Origin of the sequence: Legionella cherrii, assembly GCF_900635815.1 — a bacterium.
In the GTDB taxonomy this organism is placed as follows: Bacteria; Pseudomonadota; Gammaproteobacteria; order Legionellales; family Legionellaceae; genus Legionella; species Legionella cherrii.
In genome coordinates, this window is record NZ_LR134173.1 from 1,457,811 (window position 1) to 1,474,143 (window position 16,333).

A 16,333-nucleotide genomic window follows, 5' to 3' on the forward strand; every position below is an offset into this window, starting at 1 on the left:
TACGCTGCCTTATTTCTTTCTTCTGACCCACGAAATGGTATTCTGCGGCTGATAAAAGTGCTCTGATCATCCCAATTGCAGCGAAGAGTCTCTACTTCATAGCCCGGGGAAGTAAAACCGGAGCTAATCGCTGCACTCAGGTTGACGAAAAAAAAAACTCCTTGTAAAATTAAAGTACATCTTTATTCAGCCGCTAACAAGAGTAGAGGGTTTTATACAAAATCCCAAGTTATGGGGAGTCGATCATGGACATAATCCTGCAAGGTGCTCACAGTGGCGAAGAGGCAGCAGAAAGTTTGGCGCGTGTATTAGAATTATTTAAAGAACGATATCATATCGCTGGATTTCGTGAAATTCATTTAACGGTTACGTTAGTTGATGAACAAGGCGATGATGTTGAATTAGTTGATAGTGAGTCGAATCAAGCGTATCGAGTTTTTGAAGTATATCGTAAAGGTTATGAATTAGGTGGTAGAAAAGGAACACCAGTACTAGAATTGATCGTAGATAACACTCGCCCTTGGTGAAGGAGTAACTTATGTTTTTGGCAATTATCGCCATCATTCTGACATTAATTTTAGTAGTCGGCATTCATGAAGGGGGGCATGCATTAGTAGCACGCATTTTTTCAGTAAAAATCAAAAAAATTTCTATAGGTTTTGGTAAACCCTTATTGCGCTGGCAAAGCCGAAGCGGTTGTGAATGGGTTTGGGCATTTTTTCCTTTAGGAGGGTATGTTCAATTAGAAAATACACGCATTAGCCCAGTGGAACCTGCACAATATCCTGAATGTTTTGATAAAAAACCTGTTTGGCAGCGGATTCTTATTCTATTAGCTGGGGCTGCTGCAAATTTAATTGTTGCGTGGTTTGCTTTTGTTTTAGTGTACACAATTGGTTTGACGTACACTTTGCCTGAAATCAAAGAAGTACTTCCTAAAAGTACCGCAGCCCAAGCAGGAATGCTCCCAGGCGATCAATTCATCTCCATTGATGGCAGAGCTACTCCAACATGGAGTGATGTGGGGATGCGCTTAGTGATTCTATGGGGGAAAAAAAATATTCCAGTCACCGTGAGTCGTGCGGATGGGAAAGAATCAATCGTTGTGCTTGATTTAAGTCAAGAACACTTTCGTGGGGTAAAATTATCTTTATTGACTCAGCTCGGGATTCAACCTAATCTGGCAGCGGCCAAAAGCACACTACAGGCTCCATCACTCCTGGATGCGGTCCATCAAGCCAATCAGTTTATGTGGGATATGGTTTATTTTTTTATGATGACCTTAAAGCAATTATTTACTGGGGTGATCCCTTTTTCTGTGTTGTTAGGACCAATAGGTATCTTTGCAGCTTCTGTATCATCACTGATGCAAGGAACCATTGTATTTTTGTTTTTTATAGCCAGCTTAAGCCTTGCCGTTGCTGTGATTAACCTGTTTCCTATCCCTGGCTTGGATGGAGGTTCAATTGTTTATGCAATTATTGAAAAAGTTCGTGGTAAAGCGGTTTCCGTGCCCATGGAGCTCTTATTGCATCGACTGGTCATAATAGTGTTTTGTGTCCTCTTGGTGCACTTATTGATGAATGATCTGCAACGACTGTAATCCGCAACGTGCGGCATTTGTTGCACTCATAATGATTGGCATAGCACCTAAGTTTGGGATATAATTGCGCGGTTTAGTTAAAAAAAGGACGAAGGGCAAAGAAAAACCAAGCTTGGAATCAAAACCATGATTCCCATTTCCATAGATAGTTGGGCCTAAGAGAAAAATTCATCTCCATTGAGAGCACAATTTAGTCAAGAAAGGATGTTCCATGAAATCACAACTATATAAGAATACCCCAAAAATAGAAAAATTATTTTCCACAGAAAAGTCGGTAGAAGAAAATCCAATACAAGATGATACGATTCGTATCGCGTTGAGTAATACTTATTTATACCTCGAGAAAGGTCAATTTGAAGGGAGCTTAGAGCTCGCTCAAGAAGCAATTCAGGATTTTTTAGATAAGAATGCGGCAACTTATACTGCATATGGACAAGGTTTTGGTCTTTTACAAATTAACGATGCGAGGCGCGATATTACTCCCTATGGAATTGATATTCCGATGATGTTGGAGTTTTGTGGGATTGACCAGTCAACACTGAGTACGCAAATGGGTATGAAATAAGGTCCTATCCTTAACTGTATGGAGACAGAAGACAAAGCTGCCAAAGTATAATTTCCCTCCGTCATTGCGGATGCAACGAGGAATCTCCCAGTGCGCACACGGTTCTATAACGAGGAGATGCCTCGCTATCTCAAGATGACGAGGTCAATGGACCCTCAACTTGTCACTCTGCCATGAGTGGTAGAGGCGATTTCTTAATAGTTATAGTTAATGTGTCTACAATTTACCTACGGTTCGTGCACAACACCAAATATCCACCTGTTTCACCCCTGATTTTTTTAAAGTGAATGCCAGTTCATTCGCTGTGCTTCCTGTAGTTAAGAGATCATCAATAATCGCAACATGCTGCCAGGGGAGTTTTTTACTTTTGAAGGCATGGCGTAAATTTTTTTGTCTTTGTTCTCCATCAAGGCTTGCTTGCGGTTCGGTATTGCGAATTTTTTGACAACTGGTGATATCGTAAGGTAGGCCTAATTTTCTAGCCAACAAACGAACCAAAACTGCGGCTTGATTGAACCCACGTGCTTTAATGCGTTGTGGATGCATGGGAACTGGGATTAAACACTGGGGTAGATTTTCAATGTTTGGTAGCGAATTAACCATTAAATGACTTAAAAAAGAGCCTAGATAAAGCCCCTCATGATATTTAAATTGATGTAAAAGACTGCGTAGCGGTTCTTCAAAAGTATAATTAATATAGGCCCGATCAAAGTGAGGTGCTTTTTTAATACAACGACCACAGATTTGCAGATGGGGATCCGGTAAAGGATAAGCACACCGTTGGCACGCAGGGCCTAGATGAGGCATGAAGTCAATGCAAGGGGTACAAACGGCCATTTTATTATTATGAAATTGATTACATAAAGTACATATTGAGTACAAGCGTAAACTTTGTGTTAAACTCCATATTTTCTGGCGCACAAGTGTTGGATTCCTTTAATTTTTCCTGGTTTTATAATGGCTGTTATCTACGAAATTAGCAAGACATTTAATCAACATGCTTCTGAATATGAATTGGCTGCCAAAGTACAACAAGAAATTGGGGTGCGTTTATTAGAGCGTTTGCAGTATTTGAACATCAAGCCACAGCGTATCCTGGATCTTGGATGTGGACCTGGCTTTTTTTCTTATGAATTGACTAAGATCTATCCTAAAGCACAGATCGTAGGTTTGGATTTGGCACAGTTCATGTTGATTCAGGCGCAAAAAAAACAAGGCTGGCGACGAAAGTGGCCTTTAGTGGCGGCAGATATGCGAAGTATGCCTTTTGTCACAGGGGCGTTTGATTTAATTTTTGCCAATCAAGTGATTCACTGGGGTGGTTCGTTGACACCTGTTTTTCGTGAATTGAATCGAGTCATGAAAGCCAATGGTTGTTTGATGTTCACTACTTTGGGTCCTGATACATTCAAAGAATTGAAGCAGGCCTGGGCGGGAGTCAATCATTACGCGCATGTCAATGAATTTGCTGACATGCATGACGTGGGGGATTGTTTGATGGCAGAGCATTTTTTAGAACCAGTAATGGATATGGAATTATTGTCGGTGCATTATCAAACGTTGCCTAAGTTATTACAGGCTTTGAAAGCTCAGGGAGTAAAAAACATTAATCCGAACAGAAACCAAGGTCTAACCGGAAAAACAGCTTGGCGACATTTTGAACAAAATTATGCCGCCCTGCAAACGGATAAAGGAAAATATCCACTGACTTATGAAGTGGTATACGGTCATGCCTGGAAAGGGGAGCAAAGAAAAACCGAACTTGGAATCGAAACCATGATTCCCATTTCCCAGATAGTTAGGCCAAAGAGATAAATACCTCAGGGTCTACTGGTGCATTGGATTTCCATAATCATAATTCGCAGTTGCACCAGGTTACTTGTCCAAATTACTACGTTCTTGTAATTTCTTGGTTAAGTTAATCAAAGTAGATGCTTTTTGATCAAATATTTTCAATGCATCCAAAGCGATTTGATAATGTTTGCTGATTTCGTCTTCTAATTTATTTTGAGTATAAAGCGCTGCAAAGGTGGTTTTTTGATTCGCCAAATCGGATGAGCGCCCTTTACCCAATACCTCAGCAGGTGCATAACGATCGAGATAATCATCTTGCATTTGAAAAACTATGCCCAGATGACTGGCATAAGTGCGTAAAGCGGCTTTATCGGTTTCAGATATGGAAGCATGGGCATTGAGCACCATTTCAATACACGCCAAAATAAGTCGTCCGGTTTTAAGATAGTGAATTTCTCTCAGTTGTTCTTCACTAATAGATGATTTGGATAACTCCGATAAATCCAAACTTTGCCCACTCACCATTCCACTAATGCCACTGGCTTTAACCAGCTCCAGCGTGATGGCAATCACTTGCTTGGGCTGCAGCAGAAGAGAAAGATGGTTTAATAATACTTCAATGGCCAAGGCCTGCATGCCATCACCAACTAAAATGGCAGTTGCCTCATCAAAAGCCTTATGACAACTCGGCTTGCCCCGACGGAGATCGTCATTGTCCATAGCTGGGAGATCATCATGAATTAAAGAGTAGCAATGCGTTAATTCTATAGCCGCAGCAATCACATCCAGAATTTTTAGATCCAGATCAAGCAGGCTCCCGGTTAAATAGACCAGTATGGGGCGGATTCTCTTTCCGCCAGGGAAAAGAGAGTAATTGATTGCAGAACGTATGGTTGCAGCAGGTACCGAAGATTCATTAATGATTTGACTAAGAAACTCTTCATGCCGTTGTATGTAATTACTGATCACTTAATTGTTCATCCGAGCTGCGTTCAGCAGAGGTTAATATTTCTATTTTTTGTTCGGCCTTTTGTAACACATCCTGACATCGTCTGGCCAGACTAATTCCTTTTTCAAATTGTTTGAGCGAATCTTCTAAAGAAAGCTCTCCTTTTTCGAGTTGCCTGACAATTTCTTCTAGCTCCATGATCGATTGTTCAAAATGCATGTACTGGCTCATAGATTTTGTCCTGATTGTTCAAAATGTACTGATTATACTGAGTTGTTCTCAGGATTCAATGTAGGTGAATTAATTTTAATGAAAATTGGAAATCTTGGTGAAGGCAAAGCCGCAACCTAAGCTCTTTTTTGCTTTTAGATAAATCGTGTATATTAGCGCCAACAGAATTTGATGGAATAAGCATGAAAACAAAAACCCAATTTGTATGCAGTCAATGTGCCGCGATTTCTAAACAATGGGCGGGACAATGCACCCATTGTGGCGCATGGAATTCGATTGCGGAAGAAGGTATCCCGGTGAATCGTAACTCCCGCAGTGGGTCTTGGGTCAATCAACGCTCTGTAATTACTGCAGTCGAAGATGTCGTTATGGATAAAGAAGTACGTATGGATTGCGGTTTATCAGAGCTTAACAGAGTACTTGGCGGCGGATTGGTGTATGGTTCGGTGGTTCTTATCGGAGGGGATCCGGGTATTGGTAAGTCCACTTTGTTATTGCAAACCTTGGCTAATCTTTCCATGCAGGAAACGGTTTTATATGTCACGGGTGAGGAATCTCTACAACAAGTAGCCATGCGGGCCAAACGCCTGGGACTGCCTTTAGCGGGATTAAGGCTTTTAGCTGAAACACAGGTTGAATCGATTGTTGCACACGCTCAAAAAGAAAATCCTAAAGTGATTGTGATTGATTCCATCCAAACTATTTTTACCGAGACTATCAGCTCTGCTCCCGGTGGGGTAAGCCAAGTACGTGAATCGGCAGCTCAATTAGTTCGTTTTGCTAAACTCACCCAGACTGCAGTGTTTTTAGTGGGGCATGTGACTAAAGAGGGTGCTTTAGCCGGACCACGTGTTTTAGAGCATATGGTAGACAGTGTTCTCTATTTTGAAGGTCAAAGCGACAGCCGTTTCAGAGTCATTCGCGCCATTAAAAACCGTTTTGGCGCAGTCAACGAATTGGGTGTATTTGCGATGACCGATAAAGGATTAAAAGAAGTAGCTAATCCGTCGGCAATTTTTTTATCGCGTCAACCAGAACCTACTTCAGGGAGTGCAGTCATGGTGACTTGGGAAGGATCACGCCCCATGTTAGTCGAGGTACAAGCTTTGGTTGATGAAGCACATGGGCAACAATCCAAACGAGTGACTGTGGGGCTTGAATCGAATCGATTAGCCATTTTACTCGCTGTGCTCCATCGACATGGAGGAATTGCTACTTACGATCAAGATATTTTCATCAATGTAGTCGGTGGTGTGAAAGTGACAGAAACTGGCTCAGATCTTGCATTATTAGCTGCAGTAGTATCCAGTTTGCGTAATCGGATTTTTGACAGGGAAACGATTATTTTTGGTGAAGTGGGTCTTGCTGGTGAAATCAGACCAGTACAAAGTGGGCAGGAACGTTTAAAAGAAGCGGCAAAACATGGATTTAAACGAGCTATAGTCCCTTTTGCCAATGCGCCCAAGCAACAACACGATTCTTCAATGGTTATCGAACCCGTCAAATATTTACATGAAGTTTTGGAAAAAATGTAAGTCCTGTGTGCAGCTGGTATTAAAGCAAAACCAATAATCTACGGTCACTCCAAGTGCAACTACGGATCTTCCTACTAAAGCACCACGTTAGGATGAGGAGATTTCTCGTTTGCACTCGGATGACGGGGACATTCGTCGTACCCAGATGACACAAGCAGTCTTCGTTGTAAACGTTTTAAGAGTTTAAGACACAGTCTTTATCGTATTGAAACAAACCAACATAGGAGCAATGATGACTTTTCCCACCCAGCTTAAACGTGACTTTATGGATATGTTAACTCGCAACAAAATTTCTCACAGTCAAGGTTGGTCCAATTTTATGGGGAATGTGAGGAATCCCGCTGCTGTGGTTGTTGATGTTGAGAGCGAAGCGCAAGTTCAACTCATCATGAAAGAAGTGAAGAAGATGAATGAAAAACGGACGCCACAGAATAAGATTACTTTAAGAGCGAGTGCTGGTTGGGAAGATAAGAAGAATGCAGGTTGTTGTTTATTTCCTTGGTCTAAAGTTCAAGATGAAGAATATGCAGGCAGTTTCTCTTTCTCGGAAGTAGTAGGGGGGCGAACATCACCTCAAAGTGAGGGGACTGACATTATTATTCGTTTTAAAAAGAAATATCATAAAGCCAAAGTATTAGGACCCCTTGATACCAAGCCGTCATGGATTAATCCTGACAATCCAATTCATCAACTTCCAGCCATGCTCGTGGAAGTAAACGCAGGAACTCAGATCGCTGAATATGCAGAATTTTTACGAAAGAATAATTTATCTTCATCGACACTCAGTATGCTGAGTTGGGCGAGTCTGGTAGGCTTATCTATTCCTGGTGGGCATGGAACGGGGCGTGATGAACCGGCTGTAAGTGGCCTGATTGAATCCATCAGAGTGTGCGATTTGGATGGAACCATTCGGGAACTGACTCCTGAGCATCCTGATTTTGAGACCTTACGTGCGGCAAACAGTGGTTTTTTAGGGGTTGTTCTGAGTGTGAAGTTGCGTGCAGTGAAGGCCTTTAATTTACGTGAAACGGTAGAGCTGTTTCATAACACAGAGGAAATGAAAGGCAAACTGGGAGACATATTAAAAAACAATCACTATGTGAGTTTTATTGGAATGCCCAGTTCTGCTGAATCGGAACTTAGCGAACACATTCACCAATGGCAAGTCCGGAAGTGGAATTTTACTACAGAGAAACCAACCCAATCCAGCAAACCGACTTATGCGCCCTCAATCACTTCCTTTGTTCAAGAATTGGAGTTAAGGCTGGGTGCGGATTTGATGAATTTTTTAGTTAATTCAGAATTAAGAAGTTTATTACCCCAATTCATGTTAATTGCTGCCGCTGAAACGATTGAAAGTCGTGGCACCAAGCCTATAGTTGACTTTGAAAACCATATTACCCATCCACAAGTCGCTTTTCCAAAGGTATTACGTGATGTGGATTATTTTATCCCTGTAAATGATGAGAAGGCAGGGGAACAGTTGGAAGAAATACTCCAGCAAATTGAAAGTCAGATAAAAAGTGCGGCAAAACAAGGTGAGAATCCGGTAACCTATGCGATTTACGTTCGCTATTTGAAAGGTACCAATGGAGGATTGTCTCCAACCAGTACTCAGGCACCTGATGAACGTATTATTGCTTTGGATGTGGTCACTCACCCGCAGGCGAGAGGTATTGCTCGTTTTGAAACAGTTTTTATGGCCAAATTAAAAGAAAAAGGATTTGAAGTCAGAAATCATTTAGGAAAAGAGTTTCCCGCGGGAGTAGTTCGTTATGCTCAATTTTTAGATCCCCAAAAAATAAAACAATTTATTGAAGCGGCAGAGCGTTGGAATGCAACCCCAGGTCAGAATGATGGGGCAGAGCGTTTGGCCATGGCTCCTTATTATACAAATTACTTTCAAGAGATGCTTGATCTGAGTCCTCAATTGGCAAGTGAGGAAGAGAAGAGTACAAAAGACGAAATTCTTCCACCCAAACAGACGTCTTTGGAATATACTAAAGAGGAGCATACACAATTTTTAACTCGCTTACGTGAGGTTGTTGCGTTAATGCCTGTGCATCATGAAGCTGCAAAAAATGCGAAGGCGGCTTTTTTACAGGCGTGTGACTGTGAGTTGGAAAATCGAAGAATACGTGATTTGGTGATTAGTTAAATGGATTGATGTAGCTGGATGCAGGGCAGTGATGTTGCCTTTAAGTTAGGAAGAATCCCCTCTGCCAAATGAGAGGGGGATGGGGTGAGGGTTCATGAGCTGCAATCCATTCCCTCATCCGCCCTAGCGTTGTAGCTTCTCCCTTGTAGGGAGAAGGCAATGCAACTGTGTGAGACCCAGGCTACGTTTCAAATGATACGAAGGTGATAAATGGACATAACTCCTTTTTTTAAATTAATGGTCGATCGAGGGGCTTCAGATTTGTTTTTTAGTGTGGGTGCACCACCTAATATTAAAATTGAAGGAGTTATTTCCCCGGTGGGGCAGGCACCTCTCAAGTCGCAACAAATGGCTGAAATTGCTTTATCACTGATGAATGATGATCAGCGTAAAGAATTTGAGGCCACCATGGAGCTGAACATGGGGCTGTCTATTAACCAGGTTGGACGCTTCAGAATCAATTTATTTCGTCAGCGTGGTGATATTTCAATGGTGGTGCGCTACATCAAAAATAAAATCCCTTCAATTGAGCAGTTAAATTTACCTCTTATTTTAAAAACAATCGTGTTGGAGTTACGTGGGCTAGTTCTTGTAGTAGGTGCTACCGGTTCGGGAAAATCAACCACTTTGGCCGCCATGATCGATTATCGCAATGAAAATCAAAGCGGTCATATTTTAACGATTGAAGATCCGATAGAATTTATTCATCAACATAAAAAATCCATAGTGGATCAACGTGAAGTAGGCATTGATACCATGAGTTATGATAATGCTCTAGTCAATGCAATGCGTGAAGCGCCCGATGTGATTTTAATCGGTGAAATACGGGAGCGTAATGCCATGAAACATGCTATTGCCTATGCAGAGACAGGGCATTTATGTATTTCAACTTTGCATGCGAATAATGCGAACCAAGCGATGGATCGTATCATTAATTTTTTTCCAGAAGACGCACGAAAACAAGTGTTGATGGATTTATCCCTAAATTTGCGAGCTATTATATCGATGCGGCTGGTCCCAGGGGTGAACAATCAAAGGGTGGCGGCTGTGGAGCTCTTGTTAAACACTCCTTATGTATCTGATTTAATCGAGAAAGGCAAAATTGATGACATTAAGGAAGCGATGGAGCGTAGTACGGAGCAAGGGATGCAGACCTTCGATCAGGCTTTATTAAAATTATATCGAACTGGGGCGATTTCCAAGGAAAATGCGATCAAATATGCTGACTCGAAAAATAATGTGGGTTTACAAATTCGTTTGAATAGCGCTGGAGATTTTGATTCACAAGATGACAGTTTGAGCATAGAAGATAATTGATATTTTTTTGCCTTATGTTAAAATTTCACACAAATTGATTTCCTTATGTGATCCTTTGGCTCCCTTGATGTATGGCAGAATTTTTTCATATAAAAGACATAAATAAAGGTCCAGCGACACAAGCAACCGCGCATGTGGCGTTTCTCAATGCCATATATACTCCTCCCGATAACCAAAATTCGCCCTACAGAATTATCTATAAAAAAAATAAGTACGGTTTACCCGAGTTGTCGCGTCTTGAAGTGATGTTTAGCCAATTGGCTCGTCTTTTTCTATTACCAGAACTCACGCCTGCTAACAATTTAGTAGTTAATGAAGACCATCGTATTCTTGGTTTAGCAGTCCAGCATCTGTGCTATGTCATCGCCAATAGGGAAGGCTTAGAGCATCATTTTTATACCTTAAAAAATACGGATGATGGGTGTGATTGCGCTCCTAAAAAAGTGGAAGTCCCCACCAAAATACCTATTTATTTTCTAGATAAGCTCCCCCAAGGATTTTTTGCAGACTTAGTGAACGCTGAGGAGGCTGAACAACTAACCATTGATTATGAATCACTGGCTAGTATCTTTGCGACTTCTTATACCCTGGAAGAGGATGATTTACATAAAGGAAATTATGGTTTTTATTTGGTAGAGCGTGCGGGCAAGCCCCATGCGGTATTTTTCAAAATTGATCATGATTTAATGTTTGTAGACAGCATCATGGGATTTAAAACCAGAAGACCTTTCCATTTATTCCATGGTCCTCATGCGTTTGATATCACGGTGGATGATCTTGAGTCGCTCATGTGCTTAAGCACTTCATGCAACGCTTATTGGCCTACGAAATTTGGTTATGTTGCTAATCCTTTTGATAATAAGGAGTATCGTAGTTATGCTGAAATCAATGCTTTTGCTCAATTAGGGAATAATTCTCGTTTTATCAGAGCGAAATGGAAATCCTTTTTTAAACATATTCTAATGCCCCAAGAGCTCATTCAGCAGACTTTACATGACTGTGCTGATATGAGCAAAGCCTCAGAGCGTGCGCAAGTTGCCTTGATGATCCAGGCCACTACTGCCAGGCTTGCGCGTTTGCGCGCTGTATTGTTTTCCAGCCAAGAATTTCGTAATTATGTGAGTCAATTAGATGAACAACAAGCACATGCTTTCGTGAAAGAAATCATTCCCCTGCGTTGGGCAACAGAAAAGGTCCTGCAGCAAATCAAGGACTCAATTGCTCGTTTTAAAGAGTTATCTCAAAATGAAGATGGATTTGATCCTGAAGATACTCCGCTGCATGTTGCAATTAAGCTTGGCGAATATCGGTATGAAGAAACCTTGGATATGTTTGGCGAATTCATCAATGTCCGCAACAGAGCGGGCAAGACTCCTCTAGATATTGCACTGGAGCGTGTTCAAGTGGAACCGATTGATCACGACACGGTACAAAACAATGGTTTCTTAATCGCCAAACATTTATTGATAAACGAGGCGCAACACGCTAAAGAATACAAAAGTGAGCTCTTGTTAACCATTAGATCGTATCATTTTAAAAACCCATACTTAAAAAGAATTAGTGAGGATATGGATTATCGAGATTTCAAACAGATTTTAAGGGATATAGGTGAAGATCATCAGTTTGGTTTGAAATTTAAAAAGGATTTGGCCCTTGGATGCATAAAACATTTTATTCAGTTGAATAAGGGATGCCCTGATTTTAATGACCAATTACAGCAATTAAAGGACGATATAAATGGTAGCTCCTCTGAAGAAGAAGCTGCTGGGGTGAAATATATCCGCCAGTTACGCAGCAGGTTATGGATTATTCGCCAATTACGCGGATTATATGGTTGGACTTCAACCCAATGGGAAGCCAACACCTTGATTAACCAGGCTATGGCGCAACATAAGCCTAATGAGCACAGTTTATTTTCATTCTTTTCTTGTTTTTCTGCTGGCGAGAGAGAACGCCCTATTCGTTCTGAAGAGCAGGATCTAGGTTGCGCAGGCACCATTGCTGTGTGCTAAACGTAAGTTGGGCCTTGGCTCAACCTACATCGTATGCAGATCTGTAGTCCGACTTTTTGCTAATGGGTTTGCATTTCTCCCAAGTGGAAGGGGTAATCATGACGGCAACGGGCGTATGCGGCGCCAATTTTGGCGGGGTTAGGGTAAAAGGCGTAATGGGTGGCCTTATAGGCACAACAGGGAACGGCGCTGACAAAACAGCCTCTTTTAGCGTTCCAGCGGTAATGACCGTCTTCTGCAAGTTGCAATGTTCTGCCATCAAAACAGACATAACGCGGTTGGGAGGGGATTTCCCCAATGACACAGCCTTGAGCATAAGCACCGTTTATTAATGCAAATAATAGTCCAGTTAGTATGATTTTCACACTTAATCCTTTAATCTTGCTATAATAATGTTATAAAGTTAGTCCATCTTACCGCCTTTATTCAAGCAAGACATGCATAGGCGATGAAATTTAAGGTTATTTTAATAAAATAAGGTTAAAATAAAAACATCATGGTTTGCGGAGTTTGTGATTATGACAATGAAGAACAAAGAATTTTTAGCTGCGTTAAATAATACCCCAGCATTACGAGCTGCAAAACCGAGCGATAGAGATCGTGCATTAGAAGCAATATTGTTGGCTGATGAAAGGAGCCAAACAGCTTTTGAAAAGGCGGCGGTTGATCATGTAGCATTTTGGGGCACAATTGATAATACACACCTTGCAAATCTGAAGGCGAGACCCCAATACTCGTATTCTTATGACTATTTGGACTTAAACCCCAAAACTTCAGATACTTTTGCAAGCATGAAGCAAGCTGCCGCTGAACAGCGTGTCAAATTTGCATTATCCGGTGCGGCACCAGATGTTTTAGTTGGCCTTTTAACCACTGATTTCAAGGATAATGGAACAATACTTAGGCAATATGTAAAAAGCAAGGAAACTTCCTTGGGGCTTGATGGGGTTTTACTTAATGGGGTTCCTTGGGATCCAAACGATGATAAGCTCCTGACACAAACTGCATTGGATAAAATTAGAAAAGAAGCAGCAAATCAGCTATTACTAAAAGTAATGGCTAACCCTGGAATCACTGATCCTAAATTATTTGATGATCTAGCCAAGGCTGCAACTCCGGGAGATTATCACTCAGCTGCAAAAGCGCTTGCTACTGCAGCAGGAATGACTGCCGCTCCGGGAAAATCACTGGATGAAACGCTCACTGCTTTTACTGATGCTTTAGTTTTGTCTCAGGATATTATTGATGCAGCTACAAAGCACAGAGAGGCAATATTTGATGCACCGGCCATAGTTGGGTTCGAGAGACAACTGCAAAAATTTAAAAGCAGTGCTACAGATGCAGAAGTTTTGGGAATGAAAACCCTCCTCAAAGAGGCTGATCAAAAAACATTCACAACTGATCTAGCTGCGCATGCCAATTTGAAAGAGGATCCCCAGAACCCATATAAGGCAAGAATGGCGGGCTTGCCTGAAGACAAAAAAAAGGCCCTTGCAACGACTCATCAACAACCCTTATGTGAACAGTATCTAAAAGCAAAGATATTATCTACAAATAAATTGATTAATGATAAACATTTAATTAAAGCATTGAATGACGCAAATAAAAGTAAATTAATAACCCATTTAGAAAAGTTCACCGGGGCAGACGCTGATGATAAGGCAATCATCGGTAAAGCTGTAACAGATACCAACATGGCCACTTTCAAAGTCGCTTTAACAAAGAATGCTATTAAAGCAATAGGTGCAGGTGGTACTCCGGCTCATCTTACCTCTTTAAAAGAACTTGAGACAGCTGCTAATAAAGATTTAGCGAGTTTCCGCAAAGAGCTCGCGAAAAAGATACCTGGAGTGGCTTCTTTTGATTTTGTGCAGGAAAAGGATTTACCTGAGTTAAGAAAAGCACTGGGTGCGCAGATAGGGGCCTTCGCACGAAATGATCGCGCGGCTCAGTTTGAAGCAGAAGTTAAAAAATCTCGTCTTGATGCAGGAAAGCCCGCAGCCACCCATAAGGAATTAGTAGCAGTATTTAAACAACTTCCTGATGCAAAACAACTTGAGATATTAAAAGACATAGATAAAACTAAAAAGCATGAGCTGCTAATCAGTGCGAAAACTAAGGAAGAGCTTCAGTATTATTTGGGGACGAAAAATGCTGAAGGGGGACCGCTTCAACTGACACGATTAGTTGAGGAAAATGCACGAGCTGCTCTGTTTAAGCAAATACATAATCCTACAGTAGCTAAGGTTTTGATGGGGTTTGAACCCAGTATTACTCCTACTCCCACTATGATTGATGATATAAATACAGCTCTAAAAAGTGCAGCAGCTCCAGCCGCAGTGGATATCTCTCAGCAAGCCAATCTTAAAACGGTGGTTGATGCTATTAGTCAAGCCTGTTACAGCAGACAGAATGATCTTTCAGACGCAGAGTTTTATAAAGCTTTTGGTTTTACAGATCAGAGCGCTACTACTTTAGGCGTATCACCAATACCTGCTGCTGCTCAAGCACAACATGCTGTTAACGTACCCTTGTTTGCTGGTCTTCATGGTGCCACCTTAGACGCTGCAGAGAAAGAGTTTGTGAAAGTTCTTTTAAGAGTCGGGGAAGCTATTCCTGGACTACCTTTGTCTAATGATGTAGACATCCGAAACGCTCATAAAATACTTCGAAATAATGCTAATGTTCACAACTTTCTAACTGAACTTCTTAAAGACCCAGGTGTTTCTGATCAGTTAAAAGAAAAGGTAAGCAGGGAGTTTACCCCAGATGTATATCGTGAATTAAAAGGTGCAAGACTTGCTCAACGCTTTAGTGGAACCGATCAAAACAAATTGAACGTTATAGGATATGTTGGCAAAAATTTAACCGATATTCAGGAAAAATCGCCTGCCGTTGAAAAACATAAAAGCCATTTAGAAAAACTTGAAGAGGAACTTGAAGCACTCCCTGGTCTATTTAGCGGGGCTAATGAGCCCAAGGCAAAGAATAAAGCTCAGAAAATGATAGGGGAATATCGAGCTTTGTCAGAACAATGTGGGACGATCATAGAGCATTTAGCAAAAACTAAAGAAAATCTTAAAGTGTTTCGTGATAACACCCCTGTATCTGGTGCCGGAGCTAATCAGGAAGTGATACAAAAATTAGCAAAACTGCATGAGAGGCTAGATAAAGAAATAAAAACAATAGACGAGCAGCTAGAGTTTTATAAAGGAGTAAAAACAAAAATCGATGGAAAAGATGGCGCCATAGCAAACATCGAAAAAGTGATGCAGGGTAAGGCTACTGTGCAGGTCGAGAAAGCAACGGTTAGTTATTCAGTAATTCCTATAGGCCAGGAAAAAACAGCAACACTTCAATCAAAAGCCGGCGAAAATGTAGGCACAACGACTGCCATCACTAACATTGATCAAAGTTCTCCTAACTATAAAATTCACGAAATCCCTACAAAAGGTAATGTGTTCAGTGCTGACTTGGTTCACAAAAAAGATAATCCCCAGCGCGGTAGACCCGGTCAACCTGATGAGATAGATGACCCCAATGGCCAAGCCCGTGTTACTGTAAATTATCATCCTGAGGGTCAACCGAGCACCTCCGGTTCTAAGCCTATCAGTGTAAGCCTGCCAATAGTCGCTAAGGATAAAAACTATCTGGCAGAACAATGTATGGAAGCAGCAAAACAACTGTTAAAAGACTGGGATGGTAAAAGCCCTATTAGATTAAGAGGGGTGAATGGAAAGGAGAAAGAATTAGCCTATTTATGGACCGCAGTGTGCGTTCTAGGAGAGCATCACCCAAAATTTTCAATGGATAAGATCGAGTTTAGAGGTTCTTGTGCGTGGAGACCTGATCAGGGTAAGGATAAAGAGTTAGGGGGGATCCGCGGGAAAAGTTTTACTAAGACTTCTCTTTATAATACAGTATTCAAAGGTACAGCCAGAGGACTTGTTGAGGAGGTTGAAAGGGAGTTTAAGGCTATGGTTGATCCAAAGAAAAGAGATCAAGTCGATAAAACTGTGGTCAGCGCCACCAGCCTCTTTAGAGATAAGATGAGCCAGGGTAGGCCGAGTGATATTGCTTCAATAGTTGAGCTGGATAAAGGAAAACAAGTACCTCGTGCTCCATCTTTAGGTCTTAGTAGTGGGGATGAGGACTAACAATAAGGGGGA

13 protein-coding genes are annotated in these 16,333 nt (G+C 41.4%); 9 read left to right on the plus strand and 4 right to left on the minus strand.

The genetic code is table 11. The annotated features are described in order from the left end of the window. Nucleotides 1-245 precede the first annotated feature (245 nt). The 3 genes from EL022_RS06280 (at nucleotide 246) to EL022_RS06290 (ending at nucleotide 2,168) form a co-directional block, all read left to right on the plus strand. Nucleotides 246-527 (plus strand): hypothetical protein, encoded by a 282-nt coding sequence (locus EL022_RS06280; protein WP_028381212.1) that lies wholly within the window; start codon nucleotides 246-248, stop codon nucleotides 525-527. Nucleotides 528-538: 11 nt separating this feature from the next. Beyond that, complete coding sequence (locus EL022_RS06285) at nucleotides 539-1,603, plus strand: M50 family metallopeptidase (RefSeq protein ID WP_028381211.1); 1,065 nt, start codon at nucleotides 539-541, stop codon at nucleotides 1,601-1,603. A 211-nt stretch (nucleotides 1,604-1,814) separates the two neighbouring features. Continuing rightward, nucleotides 1,815-2,168: a hypothetical protein gene (locus EL022_RS06290; protein ID WP_035900856.1), complete on the plus strand. Its 354-nt coding sequence runs from the start codon at nucleotides 1,815-1,817 to the stop codon at nucleotides 2,166-2,168. A 216-nt stretch (nucleotides 2,169-2,384) separates the two neighbouring features. Here the strand turns inward: EL022_RS06290 and EL022_RS06295 are convergent, their stop codons facing one another. After that, on the minus strand, nucleotides 2,385-3,089 hold the full coding sequence (locus EL022_RS06295; protein ID WP_338418470.1) for a ComF family protein: 705 nt from the start codon (nucleotides 3,087-3,089) through the stop codon (nucleotides 2,385-2,387). A gap of 36 nt (nucleotides 3,090-3,125) precedes the next feature. Between EL022_RS06295 and bioC the strand changes: the two genes are divergently transcribed. Beyond that, nucleotides 3,126-3,983 (plus strand): malonyl-ACP O-methyltransferase BioC, encoded by an 858-nt coding sequence (gene bioC / locus EL022_RS06300; protein WP_028381208.1) that lies wholly within the window; start codon nucleotides 3,126-3,128, stop codon nucleotides 3,981-3,983. A 60-nt stretch (nucleotides 3,984-4,043) separates the two neighbouring features. Here bioC and EL022_RS06305 read toward each other — a convergent pair whose 3' ends face one another. Together EL022_RS06305 and EL022_RS06310 are read right to left on the minus strand one after the other, a co-directional pair. Continuing rightward, nucleotides 4,044-4,931, minus strand: a complete 888-nt coding sequence (locus EL022_RS06305; RefSeq protein ID WP_028381207.1) for a polyprenyl synthetase family protein — start codon at nucleotides 4,929-4,931, stop codon at nucleotides 4,044-4,046. After that, a complete protein-coding gene (locus tag EL022_RS06310) occupies nucleotides 4,921-5,142 on the minus strand; it encodes an exodeoxyribonuclease VII small subunit (protein ID WP_028381206.1) in 222 nt (73 codons plus the stop codon). The genes EL022_RS06305 and EL022_RS06310 overlap by 11 nt, the downstream gene beginning before the upstream one ends. Nucleotides 5,143-5,324: 182 nt before the next feature. On the opposite strand from EL022_RS06310, the gene radA reads away from it, so the two are divergent. The 4 genes from radA (at nucleotide 5,325) to ankK (ending at nucleotide 12,164) form a co-directional block, all read left to right on the plus strand. After that, on the plus strand, nucleotides 5,325-6,677 hold the full coding sequence (gene radA / locus EL022_RS06315) for a DNA repair protein RadA (protein ID WP_028381205.1): 1,353 nt from the start codon (nucleotides 5,325-5,327) through the stop codon (nucleotides 6,675-6,677). Between the two features lie 229 nt (nucleotides 6,678-6,906). After that, nucleotides 6,907-8,835 (plus strand): FAD-binding oxidoreductase, encoded by a 1,929-nt coding sequence (locus tag EL022_RS06320; protein WP_241972256.1) that lies wholly within the window; start codon nucleotides 6,907-6,909, stop codon nucleotides 8,833-8,835. A 210-nt stretch (nucleotides 8,836-9,045) separates the two neighbouring features. Beyond that, nucleotides 9,046-10,152 carry a PilT/PilU family type 4a pilus ATPase gene (locus tag EL022_RS06325; RefSeq protein WP_028381203.1) on the plus strand — a complete coding sequence of 369 codons (1,107 nt, stop codon included), beginning with the start codon at nucleotides 9,046-9,048 and terminating at the stop codon, nucleotides 10,150-10,152. A 71-nt stretch (nucleotides 10,153-10,223) separates the two neighbouring features. Continuing rightward, a complete protein-coding gene (gene ankK / locus EL022_RS06330) occupies nucleotides 10,224-12,164 on the plus strand; it encodes a Dot/Icm T4SS effector AnkK/LegA5 (RefSeq protein ID WP_028381202.1) in 1,941 nt (646 codons plus the stop codon). A gap of 59 nt (nucleotides 12,165-12,223) precedes the next feature. On the opposite strand, the gene EL022_RS06335 is transcribed toward ankK, so the two are convergent. After that, nucleotides 12,224-12,529 carry a hypothetical protein gene (locus EL022_RS06335; protein WP_028381201.1) on the minus strand — a complete coding sequence of 102 codons (306 nt, stop codon included), beginning with the start codon at nucleotides 12,527-12,529 and terminating at the stop codon, nucleotides 12,224-12,226. Between the two features lie 153 nt (nucleotides 12,530-12,682). Between EL022_RS06335 and EL022_RS06340 the strand changes: the two genes are divergently transcribed. Beyond that, nucleotides 12,683-16,321, plus strand: coding sequence for a hypothetical protein (locus EL022_RS06340; protein ID WP_028381200.1), 3,639 nt, complete (start codon nucleotides 12,683-12,685; stop codon nucleotides 16,319-16,321). The last annotated feature ends 12 nt before the right edge of the window (nucleotides 16,322-16,333 follow it).